Source organism: Streptomyces sp. NPDC044003, from assembly GCF_056435185.1.
This window is the reverse complement of sequence record NZ_JBWKFA010000009.1, coordinates 295,074-313,139: the sequence shown is the minus strand read 5'-3', so window position 1 is coordinate 313,139 and position 18,066 is coordinate 295,074. Positions and strand designations below refer to the sequence as shown.

The 18,066-nt window shown below is 69.5% G+C and carries 18 protein-coding genes and 3 pseudogenes; 8 read left to right on the top strand and 13 right to left on the bottom strand.

The features are described from left to right. Positions 1 to 666, bottom strand: a complete 666-nt coding sequence (locus AC07AW_RS31650) for a DUF4232 domain-containing protein (RefSeq protein WP_478818886.1) — start codon at positions 664 to 666, stop codon at positions 1 to 3. 316 nt (positions 667 to 982) lie between these two features. Beyond that, positions 983 to 1,150 carry a hypothetical protein gene (locus AC07AW_RS31645; protein ID WP_478818885.1) on the bottom strand — a complete coding sequence of 56 codons (168 nt, stop codon included), beginning with the start codon at positions 1,148 to 1,150 and terminating at the stop codon, positions 983 to 985. Positions 1,151 to 2,112: 962 nt separating this feature from the next. Here AC07AW_RS31645 and AC07AW_RS31640 point away from each other — a divergent pair. The 3 genes and pseudogenes from AC07AW_RS31640 (at position 2,113) to AC07AW_RS31630 (ending at position 4,927) form a co-directional block, all read left to right on the top strand. Then, a pseudogene (locus tag AC07AW_RS31640) lies at positions 2,113 to 2,876 on the top strand (transposase family protein). A 33-nt stretch (positions 2,877 to 2,909) separates the two neighbouring features. Further along, positions 2,910 to 3,251, top strand: a complete 342-nt coding sequence (locus AC07AW_RS31635; RefSeq protein ID WP_478818884.1) for a hypothetical protein — start codon at positions 2,910 to 2,912, stop codon at positions 3,249 to 3,251. A 1,280-nt stretch (positions 3,252 to 4,531) separates the two neighbouring features. Then, positions 4,532 to 4,927: a hypothetical protein gene (locus AC07AW_RS31630; protein ID WP_478818883.1), complete on the top strand. Its 396-nt coding sequence runs from the start codon at positions 4,532 to 4,534 to the stop codon at positions 4,925 to 4,927. Positions 4,928 to 5,082: 155 nt separating this feature from the next. On the opposite strand, the gene AC07AW_RS31625 is transcribed toward AC07AW_RS31630, so the two are convergent. The 5 genes from AC07AW_RS31625 to AC07AW_RS31605 form a co-directional block, all read right to left on the bottom strand. After that, complete coding sequence (locus AC07AW_RS31625; RefSeq protein WP_478818882.1) at positions 5,083 to 6,027, bottom strand: NAD-dependent epimerase/dehydratase family protein; 945 nt, start codon at positions 6,025 to 6,027, stop codon at positions 5,083 to 5,085. A gap of 96 nt (positions 6,028 to 6,123) precedes the next feature. Beyond that, the gene (locus AC07AW_RS31620) at positions 6,124 to 7,302 is read right to left on the bottom strand and encodes an NAD(P)/FAD-dependent oxidoreductase (RefSeq protein WP_478818881.1); all 1,179 of its coding nucleotides are present in this window, start codon (positions 7,300 to 7,302) and stop codon (positions 6,124 to 6,126) included. 235 nt (positions 7,303 to 7,537) lie between these two features. Continuing rightward, complete coding sequence (locus tag AC07AW_RS31615) at positions 7,538 to 7,834, bottom strand: hypothetical protein (protein WP_478818880.1); 297 nt, start codon at positions 7,832 to 7,834, stop codon at positions 7,538 to 7,540. Between the two features lie 114 nt (positions 7,835 to 7,948). Next, the gene (locus AC07AW_RS31610) at positions 7,949 to 8,833 is read right to left on the bottom strand and encodes an RNA polymerase sigma-70 factor (protein WP_478818879.1); all 885 of its coding nucleotides are present in this window, start codon (positions 8,831 to 8,833) and stop codon (positions 7,949 to 7,951) included. A 4-nt stretch (positions 8,834 to 8,837) separates the two neighbouring features. Then, a complete protein-coding gene (locus tag AC07AW_RS31605; RefSeq protein ID WP_478818878.1) occupies positions 8,838 to 9,761 on the bottom strand; it encodes an NAD-dependent epimerase/dehydratase family protein in 924 nt (307 codons plus the stop codon). Between the two features lie 274 nt (positions 9,762 to 10,035). Here AC07AW_RS31605 and AC07AW_RS31600 point away from each other — a divergent pair, with 274 nt between their 5' ends. Both AC07AW_RS31600 and AC07AW_RS31595 read left to right on the top strand, forming a co-directional pair. Continuing rightward, on the top strand, positions 10,036 to 10,869 hold the full coding sequence (locus AC07AW_RS31600; RefSeq protein ID WP_478818877.1) for an SDR family NAD(P)-dependent oxidoreductase: 834 nt from the start codon (positions 10,036 to 10,038) through the stop codon (positions 10,867 to 10,869). A 125-nt stretch (positions 10,870 to 10,994) separates the two neighbouring features. Continuing rightward, the gene (locus AC07AW_RS31595; protein ID WP_478818938.1) at positions 10,995 to 11,798 is read left to right on the top strand and encodes a nucleotidyltransferase domain-containing protein; all 804 of its coding nucleotides are present in this window, start codon (positions 10,995 to 10,997) and stop codon (positions 11,796 to 11,798) included. Positions 11,799 to 12,019: 221 nt separating this feature from the next. Here the strand turns inward: AC07AW_RS31595 and AC07AW_RS31590 are convergent, their stop codons facing one another. Further along, positions 12,020 to 13,357, bottom strand: a complete 1,338-nt coding sequence (locus AC07AW_RS31590) for a hypothetical protein (RefSeq protein WP_478818876.1) — start codon at positions 13,355 to 13,357, stop codon at positions 12,020 to 12,022. 319 nt (positions 13,358 to 13,676) lie between these two features. Here AC07AW_RS31590 and AC07AW_RS31585 point away from each other — a divergent pair. Both AC07AW_RS31585 and AC07AW_RS31580 read left to right on the top strand, forming a co-directional pair. Continuing rightward, a pseudogene (locus AC07AW_RS31585) lies at positions 13,677 to 14,012 on the top strand (GNAT family N-acetyltransferase); the annotation flags it as partial. A 225-nt stretch (positions 14,013 to 14,237) separates the two neighbouring features. Further along, on the top strand, positions 14,238 to 14,615 hold the full coding sequence (locus AC07AW_RS31580; protein ID WP_478818875.1) for a hypothetical protein: 378 nt from the start codon (positions 14,238 to 14,240) through the stop codon (positions 14,613 to 14,615). 71 nt (positions 14,616 to 14,686) lie between these two features. On the opposite strand, the gene AC07AW_RS31575 is transcribed toward AC07AW_RS31580, so the two are convergent. Both AC07AW_RS31575 and AC07AW_RS31570 read right to left on the bottom strand, forming a co-directional pair. Continuing rightward, entirely contained in the window at positions 14,687 to 15,145 is a 459-nt protein-coding gene (locus tag AC07AW_RS31575; RefSeq protein WP_478818874.1) for a hypothetical protein, read from the bottom strand. Between the two features lie 589 nt (positions 15,146 to 15,734). Beyond that, a pseudogene (locus AC07AW_RS31570) lies at positions 15,735 to 15,866 on the bottom strand (IS5/IS1182 family transposase); the annotation flags it as partial. Here AC07AW_RS31570 and AC07AW_RS31565 point away from each other — a divergent pair. Continuing rightward, positions 15,831 to 15,959 (top strand): hypothetical protein, encoded by a 129-nt coding sequence (locus AC07AW_RS31565; protein WP_478818873.1) that lies wholly within the window; start codon positions 15,831 to 15,833, stop codon positions 15,957 to 15,959. The pseudogene AC07AW_RS31570 and the gene AC07AW_RS31565 sit on opposite strands and share 36 nt — an antisense overlap. A gap of 160 nt (positions 15,960 to 16,119) precedes the next feature. Here the strand turns inward: AC07AW_RS31565 and AC07AW_RS31560 are convergent, their stop codons facing one another. The 3 genes from AC07AW_RS31560 to AC07AW_RS31550 form a co-directional block, all read right to left on the bottom strand. Beyond that, a complete protein-coding gene (locus tag AC07AW_RS31560) occupies positions 16,120 to 16,353 on the bottom strand; it encodes a hypothetical protein (protein ID WP_478818872.1) in 234 nt (77 codons plus the stop codon). 305 nt (positions 16,354 to 16,658) lie between these two features. Beyond that, positions 16,659 to 17,264, bottom strand: coding sequence for a dihydrofolate reductase family protein (locus AC07AW_RS31555; RefSeq protein WP_478818871.1), 606 nt, complete (start codon positions 17,262 to 17,264; stop codon positions 16,659 to 16,661). A gap of 455 nt (positions 17,265 to 17,719) precedes the next feature. Then, positions 17,720 to 18,010 (bottom strand): DciA family protein, encoded by a 291-nt coding sequence (locus AC07AW_RS31550; protein ID WP_478818870.1) that lies wholly within the window; start codon positions 18,008 to 18,010, stop codon positions 17,720 to 17,722. Positions 18,011 to 18,066 lie beyond the last annotated feature (56 nt).

Genomic DNA, 18,066 nt, shown 5'->3' with positions numbered 1-18,066 from the left:
CTACAGGCTGAGCGCGTCCTCGGCGTTGTCCATCCAGGCGGTGACGGAGTTGCTCTCGGAGACGTTGAAGCCGGGCGTCGAGGCCTTGAGCGGCACCTGCGTCAGGTCGGACTCCGTGTCCATGGTCATCGCGATGGACGAGACCGTCTTGCTCTTGGCGTCCTTCAGACCGCCCATGAGCCCCGCGTAGGCGGACTCGCCGGGGTCGAGCCGGATGGCGTCCTCGATGCCCGGGGCGGTGCCGCGCTGCGTCGCCTGCCCGTCCAGGTCACCGAAGGTCACGATGGGGTGGCCGAGCACCCGACACGGCTTCCCGCTCTTGTTGGTGACCTTCAGCAGGTAGCTGCTGGTCGTGGGCTCCGCCAGGTTCGCGGCGAACGTCACGTCGTAGGTGCTGCAGGGAAAGACGCCGTAGTCCGGATCCGTGGACGGCGAGGCCGGCTTGCCCGGCGTGGACGGCTTGGCGGGCGTCGACGGCTTGCCCGACGTCGAGGGCTTGGCGGGCGTGGACGGCTTGCCCGGCGCGGACGGGGACGTGGAGGCGGGGGGAGTCGTGGCCGGCACATCGGCGCCGCCCGCGGCACCGTCCTCGGACGGCCCGCAGGCGGTCAGGGCCAGCGCGGACACGGCGACGAGGACGAAGGCGGCTCTGCGAACGGAACTCATGGCGGTACTCCCCCCGATGACAGCGCGCGAACTGCGCTGAGGTGGTTCCCAGCTTCGCGCAGCTGCTTCACGGTTCTGTGACGATGCCTTACCGGAATCACCACGGTTCGCCCCAGAGGTCCCGGAGTCCGGCGGGCCGAAAAACCATTCGATCAGGGATACCCACTCGGCCTAGGGCCGGCGACGTGGCAACGAAACTGAACCGGATCATCCACGGCATGGACGACGGCTTCTACGTGACCGTCTCCTGACGCGCCCACGGTCTGGGGAAGATCATGTCCGCGTCTTTCCCGTTCCTGAGCCCCGGGCCCGGGGCTCAGGCTGTCGGCCAGAACTGCACCAGGTAGGTCTCGATGCCCTCGGCGACGCCTTCCTCCTCGACGGCCTTGGCCGCCTCCGCTCTCCCGGCACTGCAGAGGCGGACGTTCCATTCGGTGCCGGGGGTGCCGAGTTCGATCTCCTGAGCGATCGGCCCGCACGTCACCCCCCACCTGCAGATTCCCGGTCCGGCAGCGCACCGTGGTCTCGGCCTGCTCGTCCCAGGCCCGCGTGTCGTCGACGGGAGGCTCCGCGTCCCACACCTGCGCGGTCATGACCGCGGTATGGGTATGCGCCGCGCTCTCGACATCCATCCGTCCCGGCCGGGCGTGCACGAACCCCTCCATCACCCGGGCCGCGGGGTATGGGTCGGGCACCACGGACAGATCGGCGTCCTGCAGACACAGCCCGTAGAAGTCGACCTCCGGTTCGAGAAACTGCTCCCCCACAAGCGTGGCCTGGCCCACCGTCCGCCTCCCGAGCTCGTCCGTACCGCCGACCCCAGCACCTTCAGGCTGCCGACCCAGAATGCCCCGCCACCACCGCCGCAGCCTCCAGACCACACCGTCCACAGCGACGGTCGATCGGGATCCATGAGAGCGGACATCCCGGCCGTGTCCGGGGACAACGCGGCTTGTCCAACGGCTGACCTGGGCTTTCGCGGCGCTGGACAGCGGACATTCGGGCCCTCGGCCGAACGTGGTCTCCACGTCAGTCACTTCAACGAAGGAGGCCGAAAGCGATGAAGTCGCTCTTCCACCGACGGCAGGACCCGTCACAACGGCGATGTGGGAGCATCCGCATGGTGTGCCTGTCCTTGGCGGTGGCCCTGGGGCTTGGCGGGCTCACCTGGGTTGGCCTCTCCAACCTCGGCGCGGGCAGCACGACTGGGCGGGGTATCGGCCGACGCCGTGGCCGCAGTGGGCAAGTCCGCCACCCCGGACCGGGTGGGCAGGCTGGTGTCTGCGGGCAGGTCGGCGTTCGCCCTCACAGGGGACGGTTCAGCCGTCGACGAGACTGAGCCTTTTCCAACATGGTTGGGATCGCTGGGGCTGGCGTGGCATAACGACGAAGCTCCTGGTAGACGGGTTGTCGACCAAGATCAACCTTCGCTGCCAGGAACTTCGCTTGCTTGTGTGCCCGTCCGGACTGGACCTGTCCACTTCCGCACTGCGGCTGCTGCGGCGGGAGCTGACCGCTCGACGGCGACGGATCGGCACCCGCTGGCGTCGACTCACTTGCGGCCGACAGGCGTTGATGACCCTGGCCCACCTGCGCTGCGGTCACACCTTCGCCCAACTCGTGGCCGGCTTCGGCGTCGGCCTGGCCACCGCCCACCGCTACGTCACCGAGGCCGTGGACGTCCTGGCCGTCCTCGCCCCACCCTCCAGCAGGCTATGACGGTTGCCACACGCAAGGCGTTCGTGATCCTGGACGGAACCCTGCCGCCCATCGACCGCATCGCGGCCGACCGCCCCTTCTACTCCGGCAAGCACCGTAAGCACGGCATGAACGTCCAAGTCCTCACCGACCCGTTCGGGAAGCTCATCCGGGCTTCGCCGGCTCTGGTGGGCGCGGTCCACGACATCAGGGAAGCCCGCTCCCACGGCCTGCTCAACGCCTTCAACACCGGCGGCATCCGGTGCTGGACCGACAAGGCGTACCAGGGCTCCGGCCCCGCTGTCCGCGCCCCCTTCCGCGGCCGCTGGAACAAGCTCTCCGCCGGGAAGAAGGCTGTCAACCGCGCCCACGCGAAGATCCGCGCACTCGGCGAACAGGCCATGGCCACCCTCAAGTCCTGGCGCCTGCTGCGGAAGCTCCGCTGCAGCACCACCCGCATCACCGACCTCGTCAAGGCTGTCCTCACCCTAGAGCTGACCGCCTCAACCTGAGGCGTAAGCCTCACTGCCTCCTATACTCCTGGCGTGTTGGATACGTCGAACCACATTCACGTTTCTTCCGTGCTCAATCGGCAGTCGATCGCACAGCATGGCCTGGATTGGGCCCGGATGAGCGCCGCACCGGGAATCGCCGGCAGCCGCCGACCTGAGGTGGAGGGGATCTTCCTCTGTCGGGGCGAGGAGGAAGCAGAGTTCTTCCTTCAGATCAACAACACCCGTGGGCCGGTTGATCTCTGGTCCGTGGACGGCATCGATGAGGGGTTGCTCCTCGACAACGGCAACGGATTCGTCTACCTGCCCGGCCGCATACCAGCCGCGCGAGTCCGCCTTGTGCGATCAGACGTTCCTCCGCAACGCGGTTTTTGACTTCGCGCGGCGGTACGGCTGGGGGCCGTCCCACGCGGAATCTGGCTGCGAGCTCGGCGAAGGCGTGGTTGCAGGTCAGGTGGGCCAGGGGCGTCAGCGCCTGGCGGCTATAGGTCAGCCGCCGCCGGGTGCCGATCGTCGGACACCGCCACGCAGCGCTCACGCAGTCCGACGACGGCAGCGGCGAGGTGGGTGGGGGCGGAGTTGGGAGCGTAGCCCTGCCCGTTCTGCTGGCCCTCGCGCAGCATCCACGCCACGAAGGCGACCAGTGCACCGCGGGAATCCTCCAGTTCGGGCAGCCGGGAGGCGGCGCAGAACCGCGGCCAGACCCGCCAGCTCTTGTCGTAGGTGGGGACGGAGTTGTCGGGAGGGTGATCTCGACGGCGACGGCGTCGGCCAGGTCCTCGGCCTCGGCAAGACGGCGGGCCGCGTCGACACCGCGCCGCTCGGCCCACCGCTCAAAAAGGGCCTGGCACTCGTCGGTGGCCGGGGGCGTCGGCGTGACGACGGTCTTCGGCAAGGCCACCTCGCCCGGGGGCGCCGTCTCGAAGGTGGTCGTCACGACTCTTCCACGGGGACGACGCGACCTCCGTCAGGTGCCGGCCCAGCTGGTGCACCTGGCGGATTCGGCTCGTGATCCGCCTCCTTCTCTGGTGCTTCGGGTGATCTCTGCTGCGGTCACTGCCGTTCGTCCGGGAATCCGTAGTCCGCCGGGCCCTCGTAGGGCAGCTCGAACTCCGGCTCGGGATCGGTCTCCCACACGTCCCCGCACGGGCGGCACAGCGGCGCGGGACCTTCGACCGAGACGTCGATTGGCTTGCCGCACCCGTCGCAGGGCGCAATCTCCTTGGCGATGTGGGAGCAGGCGAAGCAGAAGTAGACGGCTCGGGCTCGCTGCGGACACGGACGTCGGTGCCGAGGGTTCCCTCATCGCACCAGTGGCAGATGAAGTTGTACGAGGATCCGTCCTGGCCGTTCGCCAGGAGCCAGTGTGTGGGCAGGTCTCCGAGCTCGAAGAAGCTGGAACAGAAGCGGCAGGTGGCGAAGTCGCCGTCGCCGGCCGGCGGCACCGGAGGAGCCTCGTCCAGGGCCAGCGTCACCTTCTCGCAGACGAGGCACTCGATGGTGGTGCTCTCGACGCCCTCCTCGCGCAGTTCGTCGGCGGCCGGTTCATCCGCTTCTCGACGTAGGAGTTGATGCTGCCCAGCCCCTCGCGCAGATCCCTCAGACTGCGCTTGGTCTCCTTCTGGTCCGCAGGTTCGAGGTAGGGCTGCAGTTCGATGTCGATGAACCGGATGAGGAAGTCGAGCACCTCACCGGCGCAGGCCTCGACCGCGCGGGCGTTGTCGGTGAATCCGAAGTGCTGGAGTTTGTTGCGGTCCGCGGTCAGCTTCGTGAGCGCCTTCTCCTCCTTCTCTGAGATCTCGACGCCGACGATGTTCCGCAGCCGGGTGATGGCCGTGTCGGGCGAGACGCTGGCGAGGGTGGCCTCGTCGAGGGCCTTGCGGGTGGCGTGGCCGGGGTTGGTGAAGACGAGGGTCCAGTGCTCGGCGAGCAGGGCGGGCCTTGAAGAGGACCTCGACCGCGGCCTGGAGGTGAAGGACGGCGTGCTTCACCCTCCGGGGCCCCACCTCGGAGTCAGTTCGTCGAGATGCTCGACGACGCTGGTGAGGTAGTCGAGTCCGTTACGGACCTGCGGGAAGTCGAGCTGCGGCGGGGCCGAGCGACGCGGCCGGGGCACGGCCAGGTCCCTCCGCTGTCCCGGGGCGCCCCAGACCAGCGTCGCGGCCGCGCGCACCAGTTCGCCCCGCTGTGCGGAGGCGGCCTGGGATCAGCGTCGCAGCATCTCCGTGAAACCCTGACGCCAGGAGGCGTAGCGCGGGGTCCAGCCGAGCTCCTTCTTCGCCTTCGCGTTCGAGGCGCCGCGGATCTCCGTCGAGGCCACGGCGATGAATTCGCCGGCCAGCAGGCGGCCCACCCAGCGCGGGACATCCATGGGCGCCTTGGCCCCGGCGGCCCGGGCCAGCTCCGGAAGCCACTCGGCCAGCCGCGCCGGCTCGTCGTCCACGATGTTGTAGATGCCCGGCGCACCGGCTTCGACGGCGGCCACCGCGGATCCGGCCGCGTCCGCGACATGGGTGAACGACCAGACCCCGCCGCCTCCGCCGATCACCGGGAACTGTCGCTTGCGTACAAGTTCCAGTTGCTCGCCGTTCGGCTCGATCGAGGTGCCGGGGCCGTAGAAGCCGCCGTATCTCAGCACAATGCCGTCGATGCCGGGGGTGGAGGTCACTGCCTGCTCCAGATGCCGGATCGCGGCGAGGGTCCGCTCGCTGCCTGGGGCCGGGTGCGTGTCGATCGGGTCCTCCTCCGTCTTCACGGGGCCTCCGGTGCGGGCGTACAGCACCTGCATGGCGCTCTGCGCGATGAACCGCCGCACCCCGAACTCGGCTGCCGCGGCCAGCAGGTTGTCGGTGCCCTGTGTGCGCAGGAGGTTGGTGACCGCGAAGTCCCGGTCGACCTTGCGCAGCTTCAGGTTTCCGGCCAACGCGGTCGCCTGGTGGATGATCACGTCGGGCCGGGCCTGCCGCACCGCGTCGCGTACGGCGGTGGCGTCCAGCAGGTCCAGGACGATCGGCTCCGCACCGGCCTCGCGCAGCCGGGCGGTCTTGGCTTCGGTGGTGGTGGCAGCGACGACTGCGTGGCCCGCGTCGACGAGCTGGGGAACGAGCTGGCCTCCGACCGCGCCGGTGGCACCGGTGACGAGAATCTTCATGCTGGACTCCTTCGGGACAGGCGAATCACGAGGGGTGCCCGTGGCGCGCACCGGGCAGTGCGAAGCGGATCACGGCGCCGGGAGCCGGCAGGGCGGTCATACGGCGGGCTCCAGGGAGGCGGTGGCGCCCTTGGAGACGAACGTGGTCATGTTCATGCGCTTGCTGTAGCGGTACGTCATCAGCGGGCTACCGCTGACCAGCTCCTTGTACATCACGGCGGCGCGACCGGTGAGGCGCCAGCGGGCCGGGGTGAAGTCGGCCCTGGTGAACTGGATGACCGCGTCGCGCCGGCCGAGGCTGAGCGGCTGGTGGAAGTAGCCGAAGCGGAACGGCTTGACGGTCTTGCCGTGTACCAGCCGGGCGATGGTGTCGGCGGTGTACTGGGCGGTCGGCAGCCCGCTCTGGCAGGAGCCGTGGAGCTGTCCCCAGGTCATGCGGACGGAGGCGGCGTCGCCGACGGCGTGGATCTCCGGGTGGGAAACCGACCGCAGCGTGGCGTCGGTGAGGATCAGTCCGCGGCCATCGGTGGCGATCTTCGAGTCTGCGGCGAGCGGCGACACCCTGACGCCGGTGGTCCACAAGCAGGCGTCGGAGCGGATCGCGCGGCCGTCGGCCAGCTGGACGGCATCGGGCAGCACCCGGGCGACACGGACGCCGGACGTCACGGTGATACCGAGGTGGTCCAGCGCGCGGTGCAGGTACGCGCGGGCCTTGTCGCCCATCATCGCGCCGGGCTCCTCTGCGCTGATCAGGGTGACGTTCAGGCCGGGGTGGGCCTCCGCGAGCTCGGTGGCCGCCTCGATGCCGGTCAGGCCGCCGCCGCAGACGGTGACCGTGCCGCCGGCCCGTGCGAGCTCGGCGGCCCGCGCGGCGAAGCGGCCGGCGATCTCCGGGCTGTTGAGGGTGAGCGCGTGGGTGTCGGCGCCGGGGACGTTGCCGGTGTCGGTCCAGCTGCCCAGCGCGTAGACGAGGGTGTCGTATCCGAGGGAGAGGCTGCCGTCGACGGTGACGTGCCGGGCTTCGGGATCGATGGCGGTGGCGGTGCCCTGGACGAACGTGACGCCCGTACCGGCGAGCAGGTCGGGGATCCGGTGTGCGGCCAGCTTCTGCCCGGCGGCGATCTGGTGCATCCGCAGCCGCTCCACGAACCGGCTCGAGGGGTTGACCAGTGTGATCTTCACGCCGGTCCGGCGGGTGCGGTGGGCCAGTCGGATGGCGGTGAACATGCCCGTGTAGCCGGCACCGAGAACGACGATGCGGTGGTTCGAGTTCATCTTGTGCGCTCCGTTGAGTCGTCGCGATTTCGGGGACATCCACGGGACAAGCAAAGGTGCGGTGACGTGACAGTCTCGAATGTGACCTGCATCACATAGTGCGAGTTCTGCGGTGACCTCTCTGGTCGGGCCTATGCGCCACGGAGCCGCCAGGCCCTTCACCTCCGACGCCAAAGAGCCGGGCTCCGACCATGCCGTCGGAGCCCGGCTCTCACGCGCCGCCCAGGACTGCCCGTCATCCAGATGCGGCTCCGGGGCGGCGCGAGAGCGTTCCGCCGAAGATGATCAGCCCCACGCCGACGGCGACGGTGGTCCCGCTGGTCTTCATCTGCCGCCGCCCGCGATTCTCGACCGCTCGGGCCTCCGCATACGTGTGCTCGACCCCGCCTTCGTCCGCACACACCACGCCGGGTTTGGTCCTGCCCGGAACGCATGGCTCGCCGAACAACGCTGCGCCGCAGGAGCTGATGAACCACAGGCTGCCGACAGCGACCAGGCCGCAGAACTTGAGGAAACCGGACGTCGCATTCACTCCTGTCTGGCTCCCGCTCGGACCCGGTGCGGCACGGGCCGCCGCCGGGACGATGACCCTGCGGGTGCGCACAGGACGGCCTGCACGAGCCCAGCAGGGTCACGGAGCGACGCCTCAGGAGGTGCGGTCGTCGTCCAGGCCGGCGAGCTTGTCCGGGTTGACCTGCAGGCGCAGGTTCTGCATCCGCCTGTCGACCAGGTCGAAGGAGAGCGCACCGACCGGGGTGTCGCCGACGGAGGCGAGGATGCCGAGTTCGCCGTTGATCTCGATGGCGCTCAGGGTGATGCCCTGGGAGTCCGGCTTGGCAAGCACACCGAGCAGCCAGCGGCCCACGGCCGAGGTGCCGTGCAGCGGGCGGCGCGAGGCGGTGACCTTGCCGCCGCCGTCGGACCAGGCGGTGACATCCGGGGCCAGCAGTTCCATCATCGCGTTCAGGTCCCCGCCGGCGCAGGCGGCCAGGAAGCGCTCGGTGATCTGGTCGCGCTGGGCGCGGTCGGTGTCGAAGCGAGGCCTTCGGGCCTGTACGTGGGAGCGCGCCCGGTGCGCGATCTGGCGGATCGTAGGTTCGGGGCGTTCCAGCACCTCGGCGAGTTCGGCGTGGGAGTAGCCGAAGACTTCGCGCAGCACGAAGACGGCGCGCTCGATCGGGCTGAGACTCTCCATCACCACGAGCATTGCCATCGAGACGGTCTCGGCCATGTCGGTCTTCTCCGCGATGTCAGGGCCGGTCAGTACCGGTTCGGGCAGCCACGGTCCGACGTAGGACTCACGGGTGGCCCGGGCAGAGGTGAGCCGGTTCAGCGACAGGTTGGTGACGGTGCGCACCAGGTACGCCTTCGGCTGCTGAACGGAGGCGTGGTCGACGCTCGACCAGCTGAGCCAGGCGTCCTGCAGGATGTCCTCGGCATCGGCGACACTGCCCAGCATCCGGTAGGCGGTGGCGAACAGCAGCCGCCGGTGCTCGAAGAACGGGTCCTGGACGGGCGGGGAATCGATCATCTGCTCAGGCTGCCGGAACGGCGAGCCGCCGGGCAAGCGCCCGCACCCCGGCCACGCCACCAGGGTGGCTGGGCTGCCAGCCGAGCTCGCGTTTCGCCTTCGCGTTGGACAGACGGAGGTTGGTCGCCATGATGCTGTGCGCCAGAGGGGCCGGCCTGAGCAGCCACAGCGGGACGGCCATCGGCCGTGGCGTGCCGAACGCGGCGGCCACCGCCCGCACGTGCTCCCCGAAGCCGACCGGGGTGTCGTCGGCGACGTTGTACGCCTCTCCCGCCCGGCCCTTCTCCAGCGCGAGGACGACGGCGCGGGCGGCGTCCTCCACGTCCACCCAGGACAGCGCCCGCCCCTGATCGGCAACAGCCGGCACCTTCCGCCTTCGCAGCATCGGCACCAGGTGGACGTCGGTGGTGCCGGGGCCGTAGAACAGGCCATACCGCAGGCTGATGCCGTCGATGCCGTCGGTGGTGAAGGCCAGCTCCTCCTTGTTGCGCACCGCCCCGACATGCCGCTCGAGCCAGCGATCGTGCTGGCGCGGGCCGAAGGCCGTTCCGTGCTCGGTCACCAGGGCATCGCCGTGGTCTCCGTAGCCGTAGCCGAACATCATCGACTCCACCACGAACCGTCCGGCCCCGGTCTCCCGGGCGGCGTCCAGCAGATGGGCGGTGCCCTCGATGCGCAGCGCGTTGGTCGCGGCCAAATCCTGGTGTCGCATCATGGACTTCCCGGTCAGCGCGGTGGCCGCGTGCACCACGGCATCGAAGGCCAGCCCGTCGACCGCCCGCAGCACCGCCTGCCTGTCCAGCAGGTCGGCACGGACCGAACTGCCCGCTCCCCGGCCCAGAGTGGCCACCTCATGCCCGGCCGCTGCCATCTCGCGAAGGACCCGCCGCCCCAGGACCCCGCTCGCACCCGCCAGCAGAACTCTCATGCCCGCGCTCCCTCCGTCTCGTTCGGTCTGGGTGACGCTCATGGGACAGACGGGCGGCACCAAACGTGACACCACCCGGCGTGCGCTGGATCACAGCCGCCCAGTGTCGAGCCTGAGCCTTCCGAAACGCCCCTCAAAAGGTGTTGCGGAAGTTGGAGCGAGTGCGTGCCACGTCACAGGGTTGGTTGACGTGTCACAGAGGGGCGGGGTGCATCGTCTGGTGGGCGTACGCCGCCACTGCGGCATCCACTGTTGAAGGAACGGAAGTCCGCCCATGAGCAAAGTCTGGTTCGTTACCGGCTCCGCCCGCGGCCTGGGCCGCGCCTTCGTCGAGGCGGCCCTGGGTCGCGGCGACCGGGTCGCCGCCACCGCCCGTGACGCCGCACGCCTCGACGCCCTGGTCGCCGCCTACGGAGCCGCGGTGCTCCCGCTGGAGCTGAACGTAACCGACAGATCCGCCGTCCACGAGGCCGTACGTACGGCCGTGGACCGGTTCGGCCGGCTCGACGTCGTCGTGAACAACGCGGGCTACGGCCTGTTCGGCGCTGTCGAGGAGCTGGGCGAGCGCGAGCTGCGGGACCAGTTGGAGACCAATCTGCTCGGCCCCGTGTGGGTCGTCCAGGCCGCTCTGCCGCAGCTGCGGGCCCAGGGCGGCGGGCACATCGTCCAGATCTCCTCGGTCGGCGGCGTCGTCGCGATGCCGATGGGCGGTGGCTACCACGCCTCCAAGTGGGCCCTGGAAGGGCTGAGCGAGTCCCTCGCCCAGGAGGTCGCCGCCTTCGGGATCAAGGTGACGATCGTCGAGCCCGGTTCGTACGCCACCGACGCGATCGCCACGGCCGTACAGTCCGAGGCCGACCCGCTGTACGAAGGGCTGCGCGCGGGCTTCGCGGAGGCCGTGAAGAACCTCGATGAAGGCTCCCCGGCTGCCGCAGGCCGGGCGCTCCTTGAGGTCGTCAACGCCGAGAACCTGCCCCTGCGGGTCTTCTTCGGCCGACAGGGCAACGAACTGCTCCCGCAGGTGTACGCGGCCCGCCTGGACGGCTGGGCGGCCTGGCAGGGTCTCGCGGTGGCGGCCCATGGAACCGGTGCGGACAGGCCCTCGTGAGGGCCTGCCGGACCAGGCCGTCTTTGCACTTCACCTGGATGGGTAGGCCGCAGAATGGAGGGTATTGAGAATTGTGGTCGCAGTGAGTGATCTGGTTCTGCAGACTCTGGGCTGTGGATCGTTTGATGGAGATTGCGCATCGGTTGACCGACGTCGGCGGAGTGGTTGGCGTGTGTCTGGGCGGCAGCCGAGCGAGGGGAACGCATCGCCCTGACTCTGATTTCGATTTGGGTCTGTACTACCGGACGCCGCTGGACACTGCCGCCTTGCGCCGCCTCGCGTTCGAGCTGACTGGCGTCGAGGTCGAGGTGACGGAACCGGGCGGCTGGGGGCCGTGGGTGGACGGTGGGGCATGGCTGACCGTCGACGGCTGCCGCGTCGACTGGATCTACCGCGATCTGGGCCGTGTTAACCGGATCTGGGAAGAATGCCGGGCTGGGCGCTTCGAGGTGGGCATTCAGGCCGGTCACCCGCTTGGGGTTTACTCCCACGCCTATGTGGGCGAGGTGGCAGTTGGGCGTGTTCTCGTTGATCCCGGTGGCGAACTGCGGGCTCTGCAGCAGGAGACTCGCCGTTATCCGGAGCAGTTGCGTGACGCGCTGATCGCCAACGCGCGGTGGGAGGCTCCCTTCAGCCTGGCCAACGCCCGCAAGGGAGCGGCTCGCGGCGAAGCGTTCTACGTGGCCGGCTGCCTCTTTCGCGCGGTGGGGCTTCTCGTGCAGGGCCTGCATGCTCACGCAGGTTGCTGGGTGTTGAACGAGAAGGGCGCCGTTCAGGCTGCGGGACGACTCCCGGCTGCTCCCGCCGACTTCTCCGAGCGGGCTCACGGGTTGTTTGCCATGCTTGGCACGGCCCCAGACGTACTGTCCGCTGCGCTCGATGCCGCTGACGGGCTGGCTGCCGAGGTATGCGGGCGGCTCACGTCCTGAGGGAAGCCACGGTGATGTGGTCGACGTGCTGGCCGCCGGCGAGGACGACAGGCTGGGGCGGCGCCCGCGAGGTCTGTGCCTTCGCCATCACGTGCACGTCTTCCTCGTCTTCAGGGCGGCCTGGTGGCGCCGGGTGGGCAGCTCGCCAGCGGAGACGCGGTGTCCGACGTCGACAGCTGCTCGGGCCGGCCGTGACCGAGAAGCCCATTCGGCGGGCGGGTTCACTGATGGGAGGTCGGACGCCTCGGGGTCGACATGAGAGCCGTCCTCCTGTGGCGGAGGCCCTCGTCGAAGGCCGCCAGTGCCGCGCGGGCAGCAGGGTAGACGTCTGCCGGGAAGCATCGGTCGGACGACAGCGTCGCCTGGAGCAGAGGCGCTGCGGCGACGGCCGGGGCGCCGATTTGGGCGATGCACCGGACTGCCTCGCGACAAGGCCCGTCGGCATCACCCGACCCGAGAGGGTCCAGCGCCGCCAGCAGTACGGGGACGGCGGCGTCCGTGTCACCGGTGATCCGCCACCAGGCATGGGCGGCCCGCACGCGGGTCCACGGGCCGGAGGACTCCAGCAACGGCCGGAGCGCGCTCGCACAGCGCATCGCCTGCGGCCCCAGCTCTGCCAGGCGGCCGAGGTCGGCATAGCCCAGGCCCCGGGATGCCTCGTCCTCCAGGAAGGCCATGAAGACCTTCGATTCACCAGTGATCCGCCAATGAGCCCACGCCGCGTGCTGCGTGCCGTGCCATCGTCGTGGGCGGTCCGAAGGCAGCCGACCGCCGTCGTGGCGTGGTGGCTGCGTCACGCCGTGGACGAAGCCGCAGAGTGTGTCCGCCGCGGGCGCCGCAGCCGGGCCGACAGCGCCGAGAACGTCGCAGGCCCATCGGACGTTGCGGGTGGCGAGCGTCGACAAAAGTTCGGGAACCGCCTCGCTCGCGGCGGGGCCCCACGCGGCTAGTGCTCTCAAGACCGAACGCAGTGCCTCCTGGCCGGCAGAGTCGACGAGCATGCGACGGATGTCCGGGAGCAACTCGTCGGCGCGTCCCACCAGCGGTTGGAGAACCTGCCCGAGTGACGTCACCTGGAAGAACGGGAGTCGGCTGCCGGACGCCAGCCACCGGTGTACCGGATCCAGGACTCCCGGATGGCCGAGCCGGGCAAGGGCCAGTGCCGCCGGCCCGGCGACCCGGTCGTAGGAATCGTCGGCGGCCGCGATCAGCGCGGGAACAGCCGACGTGATGTCCTGCGTGGAATCCGACGACACGACGTCTGCCAGCGCCAGTGCCGCATCGCCTCTGGCCTCCGCACCACCGAACTCCAGGCATCGCACCAGGCCGGCCACCAGCTCCGGCCGGGGCGTACGCCATCGCCGCAGAATCTCCGAGGCGATCGAGACCGCACCGTTGACCAGTGCGGGACGCTCGGAGTCGAACCCGCGCATGGCAAGCGCGACCCCACGCTCCACGTGCCCATACGCGTCCAGCCATAGTCCGTTCGGATCCACACCCTCGGCTTCGAGCAACCTGCGTGCCCAAAAGCCGTGCCCCGGCCCAGTCCTCAGCGTCATGGCTCGCACGCTACAACCGCGGAACTCCACCAGATCACCATGGGGGCGCATCGCATCCCACCCGAGCCATCGCAGCCAAGTACCCGGCCTCGGCGACCGGCTGGGCCTGGCCACAGCCGTGGCACCCTGCGAAGATCGCCCGCCCATGGACTATGCCCTGCACCACGTACAGGCCCCAGGACTGGCTCGCGTACCGGGCCATACGCCTGGAGATGCTCCGCGACACCCCGCTCGCCTACCTTGAACCGTCGACGACGCGCTCGGTCACCCCGACTCGGAGTGGCGGTTCCGCACGACCCGGGCCGCGAGCCCCTGCAACGCCGGCGTCGCAGCCGTCGATCCCAAAGGGTCGTGGATCGGAGTCATGAACGGATTCCTCCCCTCGCCCGACACCGCCAAGCTCGTCGGCGTCTGGCTGCACCCTGACCACCGGGGCCCGACCGGCGGCGTGGCGGCGCTCATGCTGGACGAGATCGTGCGTTGGGCGCGCGAGGAGACCACGGCCGAACGCCTTGTCCTCCTCGTCCACGAGGACAACCACCGCGCCATCGCGTTCTACCGCCGCAGCGGCTTCGTCCCGACGGGCTACGAGGAGCCGTACCCGCTGAAGGACAGCCAGCGGGAAGTGGAGATGGTGGTTCCGCTGCGCTGCTGAGGCACCCTCCAAAAGCCGGAAGGCGCGAGAGCCGGTTGCCGACGGTCTGTGCGGTCGACCCACGTGGTCCGGGTCACAGTCGTGGCTGTCACGCTTCGGGCCGTTCGAGCGTCTCGTGGATGTCATCAGGGCCGCACCCGGGAGCCCGGCCCGGCGGCCTCGAACACCCGCAAGCGCACCCGGATTCCTTCAGGAGGAGCAATGAGGCAGCGGACGGAGCCGCTCGTGGCGATCACAGTCATCCTGGCGGCCGTGACGATGCTGGTCGCCGGAATCTGGGCCCGGGTGGCGCCGGCAAGCTTTGCGAGGGCTACCGACTGGCCCTTCCACGAGCACTTCCTCCATGACGCGGGGGTGTTCCAGATAGGCATAGGGCTGATGATGTTGTGCGCCCTGTGGTGGCGGGACGCGGTCGCCGTCGCCCTGGCCGGCTTCGTGTTCACGAACACCTTCCATGCCGTCAACCACGCGCTCGACCTCCCCCTGGGCGGCAGGGTGAGCGACCCCTGGGCACTGGGTTTCCTGTCGTTGCTCGCAACGGCCGGGCTGGCGGCACGACTGCGAGGCCGGCGGCAGACCGCCAGCGGTTCGGACAGGTCGTAGGTGGGTGGCCCAGAGGCATGCCGACAGGGCGCAGGTCTTCCATCCACCCCGCTTCACCGAGGCACAGGATGTCAGGGGGCCGCTCTGCGATTGCGGAATGCCCAGCTACGGGAGAGACGGGCTGCAGCCGCGAGCGCTGTGCGCGCCAGGCGCCGGAGTTGGGAGGGGCCCCGCAGTGTCCGCATCACGCACAAAGCGAAGAAGAACTGCCCCATGATGGCGATGGGCAGGAGTGGCAGGAAGAAGACCAGGTACCAGAGAGGGAGGAGCAGGAGCAGACTCAGTGGGCCCCGGAACGCCATACCGTTGCGCTTGCTGACCAGCCCGTAGATGACGCTGATCAGGAGGGACGGGATCCCGATCGTGATGAAGAGGTTCTGGAAATCATAGGCAGTGAGCCTGAAGTCCGGGGACATCGACTCCGACACGGCCGCCCAGGTGATCGCGAAGGTGATGGTGTATCGGACCACCAGGTCGACGAGCCGCAGTCCGATAACTCCCAGGTTCCGCCACGGTGTGTCCGGATCCACGGCCTGCTCCCTTGATGGCATGCGTGATGTAGGCAGTACGCCGGATCGGCGCCCGCGTATGCCAGCCTGCCAGCATCATTGAACGCGTTCAATAATGAATGCGGGATGCAGCAACACTCCCTCCGCGCCCAGCTCCCCTCACCAACCCGGGGGTCGCACCGCCTGACCGAATGGCGACCCCCACAGCTCGCATCGACCCACTCGCGCCTGATGCATCACCAGAAACTGCAGCGGCGTCCGCGATTGCCGGCGGCATCACTGCGACAGCCACGGCGCAGGTGACGCCCGTTCACTGGGTGATGGGCGACGGCTCCACCGTCACCTGCGATGGCGATTCTTGAAAACGGCCGGGGTCGCTCCCCGCCTCACTTGGTCGGCCCCTTCGGCTTCGGCGAAACCGTGCCGGCCAGGCCCGAACGGCCCCGGTCCGGCGAGGGCGCGAGTCCCGACGGCCCCTGGGCAATCCTTCGACCGGGACGCACCCGAGCTCGGTGACCCGGCCCGCGCGCGCCCCGGCCGTGGGGCGGGCTAGAGCGTGTTGAAGAAGGCTGTGATCTGGCGGGTCAGAGTGGGATTGCGGCCTGTCTGATCACACGGCGAGGGCGAGGTTGTGCATGTGAGCGACGGCTTGGACCGCGTGATGGAGGCCGCTACCGCGCTGTCGGCAGTCGCGAAGGATCTCGTAGTGCTTCATGCGGGCGAAGGCGTGCTCGACACGGGCCCCCAGCTCCTGGAGCAGCTCGACCCCGGCGGGCGCGGCCCGGCGGCCGGGCAGCTCGCCGCCGCCCTCGCCCGCCGCCTGCCCGCCCCGTAACCGTCCTGGTATGGCGTGGGCCGGGGCGCCGGCGGTTCAGCTGGGCTTGACGGCGAGGCCCTCGCGGGAGATGACGACCTCGCCGGTCACGACCCCGGGGACGGTGGCGGTCAGGTGGCGGCGCTGAACGGACTCCCGGATATACGCCTCGGGATCGCCCTCACCGTCCAGGAGATGAGCGAGCGCCAGCAGCAGGTCGCGGCTCCTCGACCTCCGCCTCGATCCGCAGCACGATGTCCTGGTCGTCGAACCAGGGGCTCTCCTGCTGGGTGCGGCGCAGACACCGGTCCCGACGGCGGGCGCCCTCGACGGTGATGCGGCGGCGCAGGATCTCGTCGACAACCGCGTCCGCGGCGCCCTGGGGAGCGGCGAAGCTGTTTGTCGTGGTGGTCATGACCGTATCAACGAGCGTTGGAGCCCAGGGCGGTGTTCATGAGCCGATGCCCTGGAAGCCGGGGCCGAGACCGCGCCTTCGGGGCCGGGTGCGGCGCTTGATACGCGGGGCCGGTATCGCCCCCCGGCCCGGCTGCCGCCGGGCCGGACTCGACGGGCACGCCCAGGTGCCGACGGGCTGTGGCCGTTGCAGTCCTCACTGCGGCCAGTGCTTTCCCCATCCCCGGGGTGATCTGGGCGGGTGCAGCGGCCAGGGTGTCGATCGCGATCAAGGCGTCGCCGGCGGAAATTCCGCGGCACACGACATCAGTAGCTGTCGTAGCTGGGCCTGCCGTTCGGCCGGTAGACGCCGACGACGGTGCCGCCCTTCGTCGTCGAGACGCTGACCGGCTCCAGCGCCGTGGGGATCGCGCCGTCGGCGAACAGCCGCTTGCCGGTGCCGATGATCACCGGGTGGATGGTCAGCCGGTACTCGTCGACGAGGTCGTGCTGCATGAGGGTCTGGGCGAGGTCGCCGCTGCCGACAACGTTGATGTTGCCGCCGTCGGACGCCTTCAGCGTACGTACGGCATCGACGGTGTCGCCCTCCAGCAGCGTGGAGTTCTGCCACTGGACGGACGTCAGGGTCCGAGACGCCACGTATTTGTGCATGCTGTTCATCCGCTCGGTGAACGGGTTGTCAGGATCGGCGGTCGGCCAGTACGACGCGAAGATCTCGTACGTCTTGCGGCCGAGTAGCATCGCGTCGGAGCGCTCATACCAACCGGCAACGGCCGCGCCGACCTCGTCGTCGTCCACCGGTTTCTGCCAGCCGCCGTGCTTGAAGCCGCTTTCCGCGTCCTCGTCCGGGCCGCCCGGCGCCTGCATGACGCCGTCGAGCGTCAGGAACGTGCAAATGATGATCTTGCGCATGGTGTGCTCCCTTTTGTTGACGGGTAGACCACACAACCGCCGGAAACTCATCGGCGCCACTTCCGTGGCACAGTCCTACGGTGTCTCACCGCGATGGCGGATACGACATCCATCCGACCTCGGGCATTGCACTGCTTTATCCAGCCTGACGTAGCACGGGAGCGGCGGCCGGCGTCGGCCGTCCGGCGCGTTCGGCGCGGGCCCGCAGGATCGCGGCGATGCGGGTGGCTTCGGCGGCCTGGCGCTGCTGGGCGCGGACGTCCTCGAACGACGTCGGCGCCTCGTCTTCCTGGTCGTCCTCGACATCGGGGAAACGGTGGCGGCGAGGTCGCGGCGGACCTGTTCCTGGCGTCCGACAGCGGCAGCGAGGGCGGGGTCCTGCTGGAACGGCGTCCACACCTCATGGTGGGCAGCGAGTGCAAGCCGAAAGCCCTCGGAGGCGGTCTCGCGGGTCTTCACCGGACCGGCGGGCTCGGGCGCCGTCCCGACGGTGGGCACGGAGGCCGCGGTGGTGGGAGGATCCCGGGCTGGCGGACCCGGATCGTGTGCACGGCCGCCGCGCCGACCCGCTGGGTGGCAGTCTCGATGATCCGGGGCGTCATCAAGCGGAGCTCAGTGGCGTAGGCGGGCGCGTCGGGCAGCAGGTCGAGCTGCTCGGTCTCGGAGTCGAAAGTCACGGCGGTGGCGTGGGCGGCGAGCTTGGGAGCGACAGCACCGGCGATGTCGAGCCAGCGGTCCAGTGGCATCACAGCGCCGCGGTTGACGGCTGTGGGGCAACCGTATTGCTGTGGCTCACAGATCC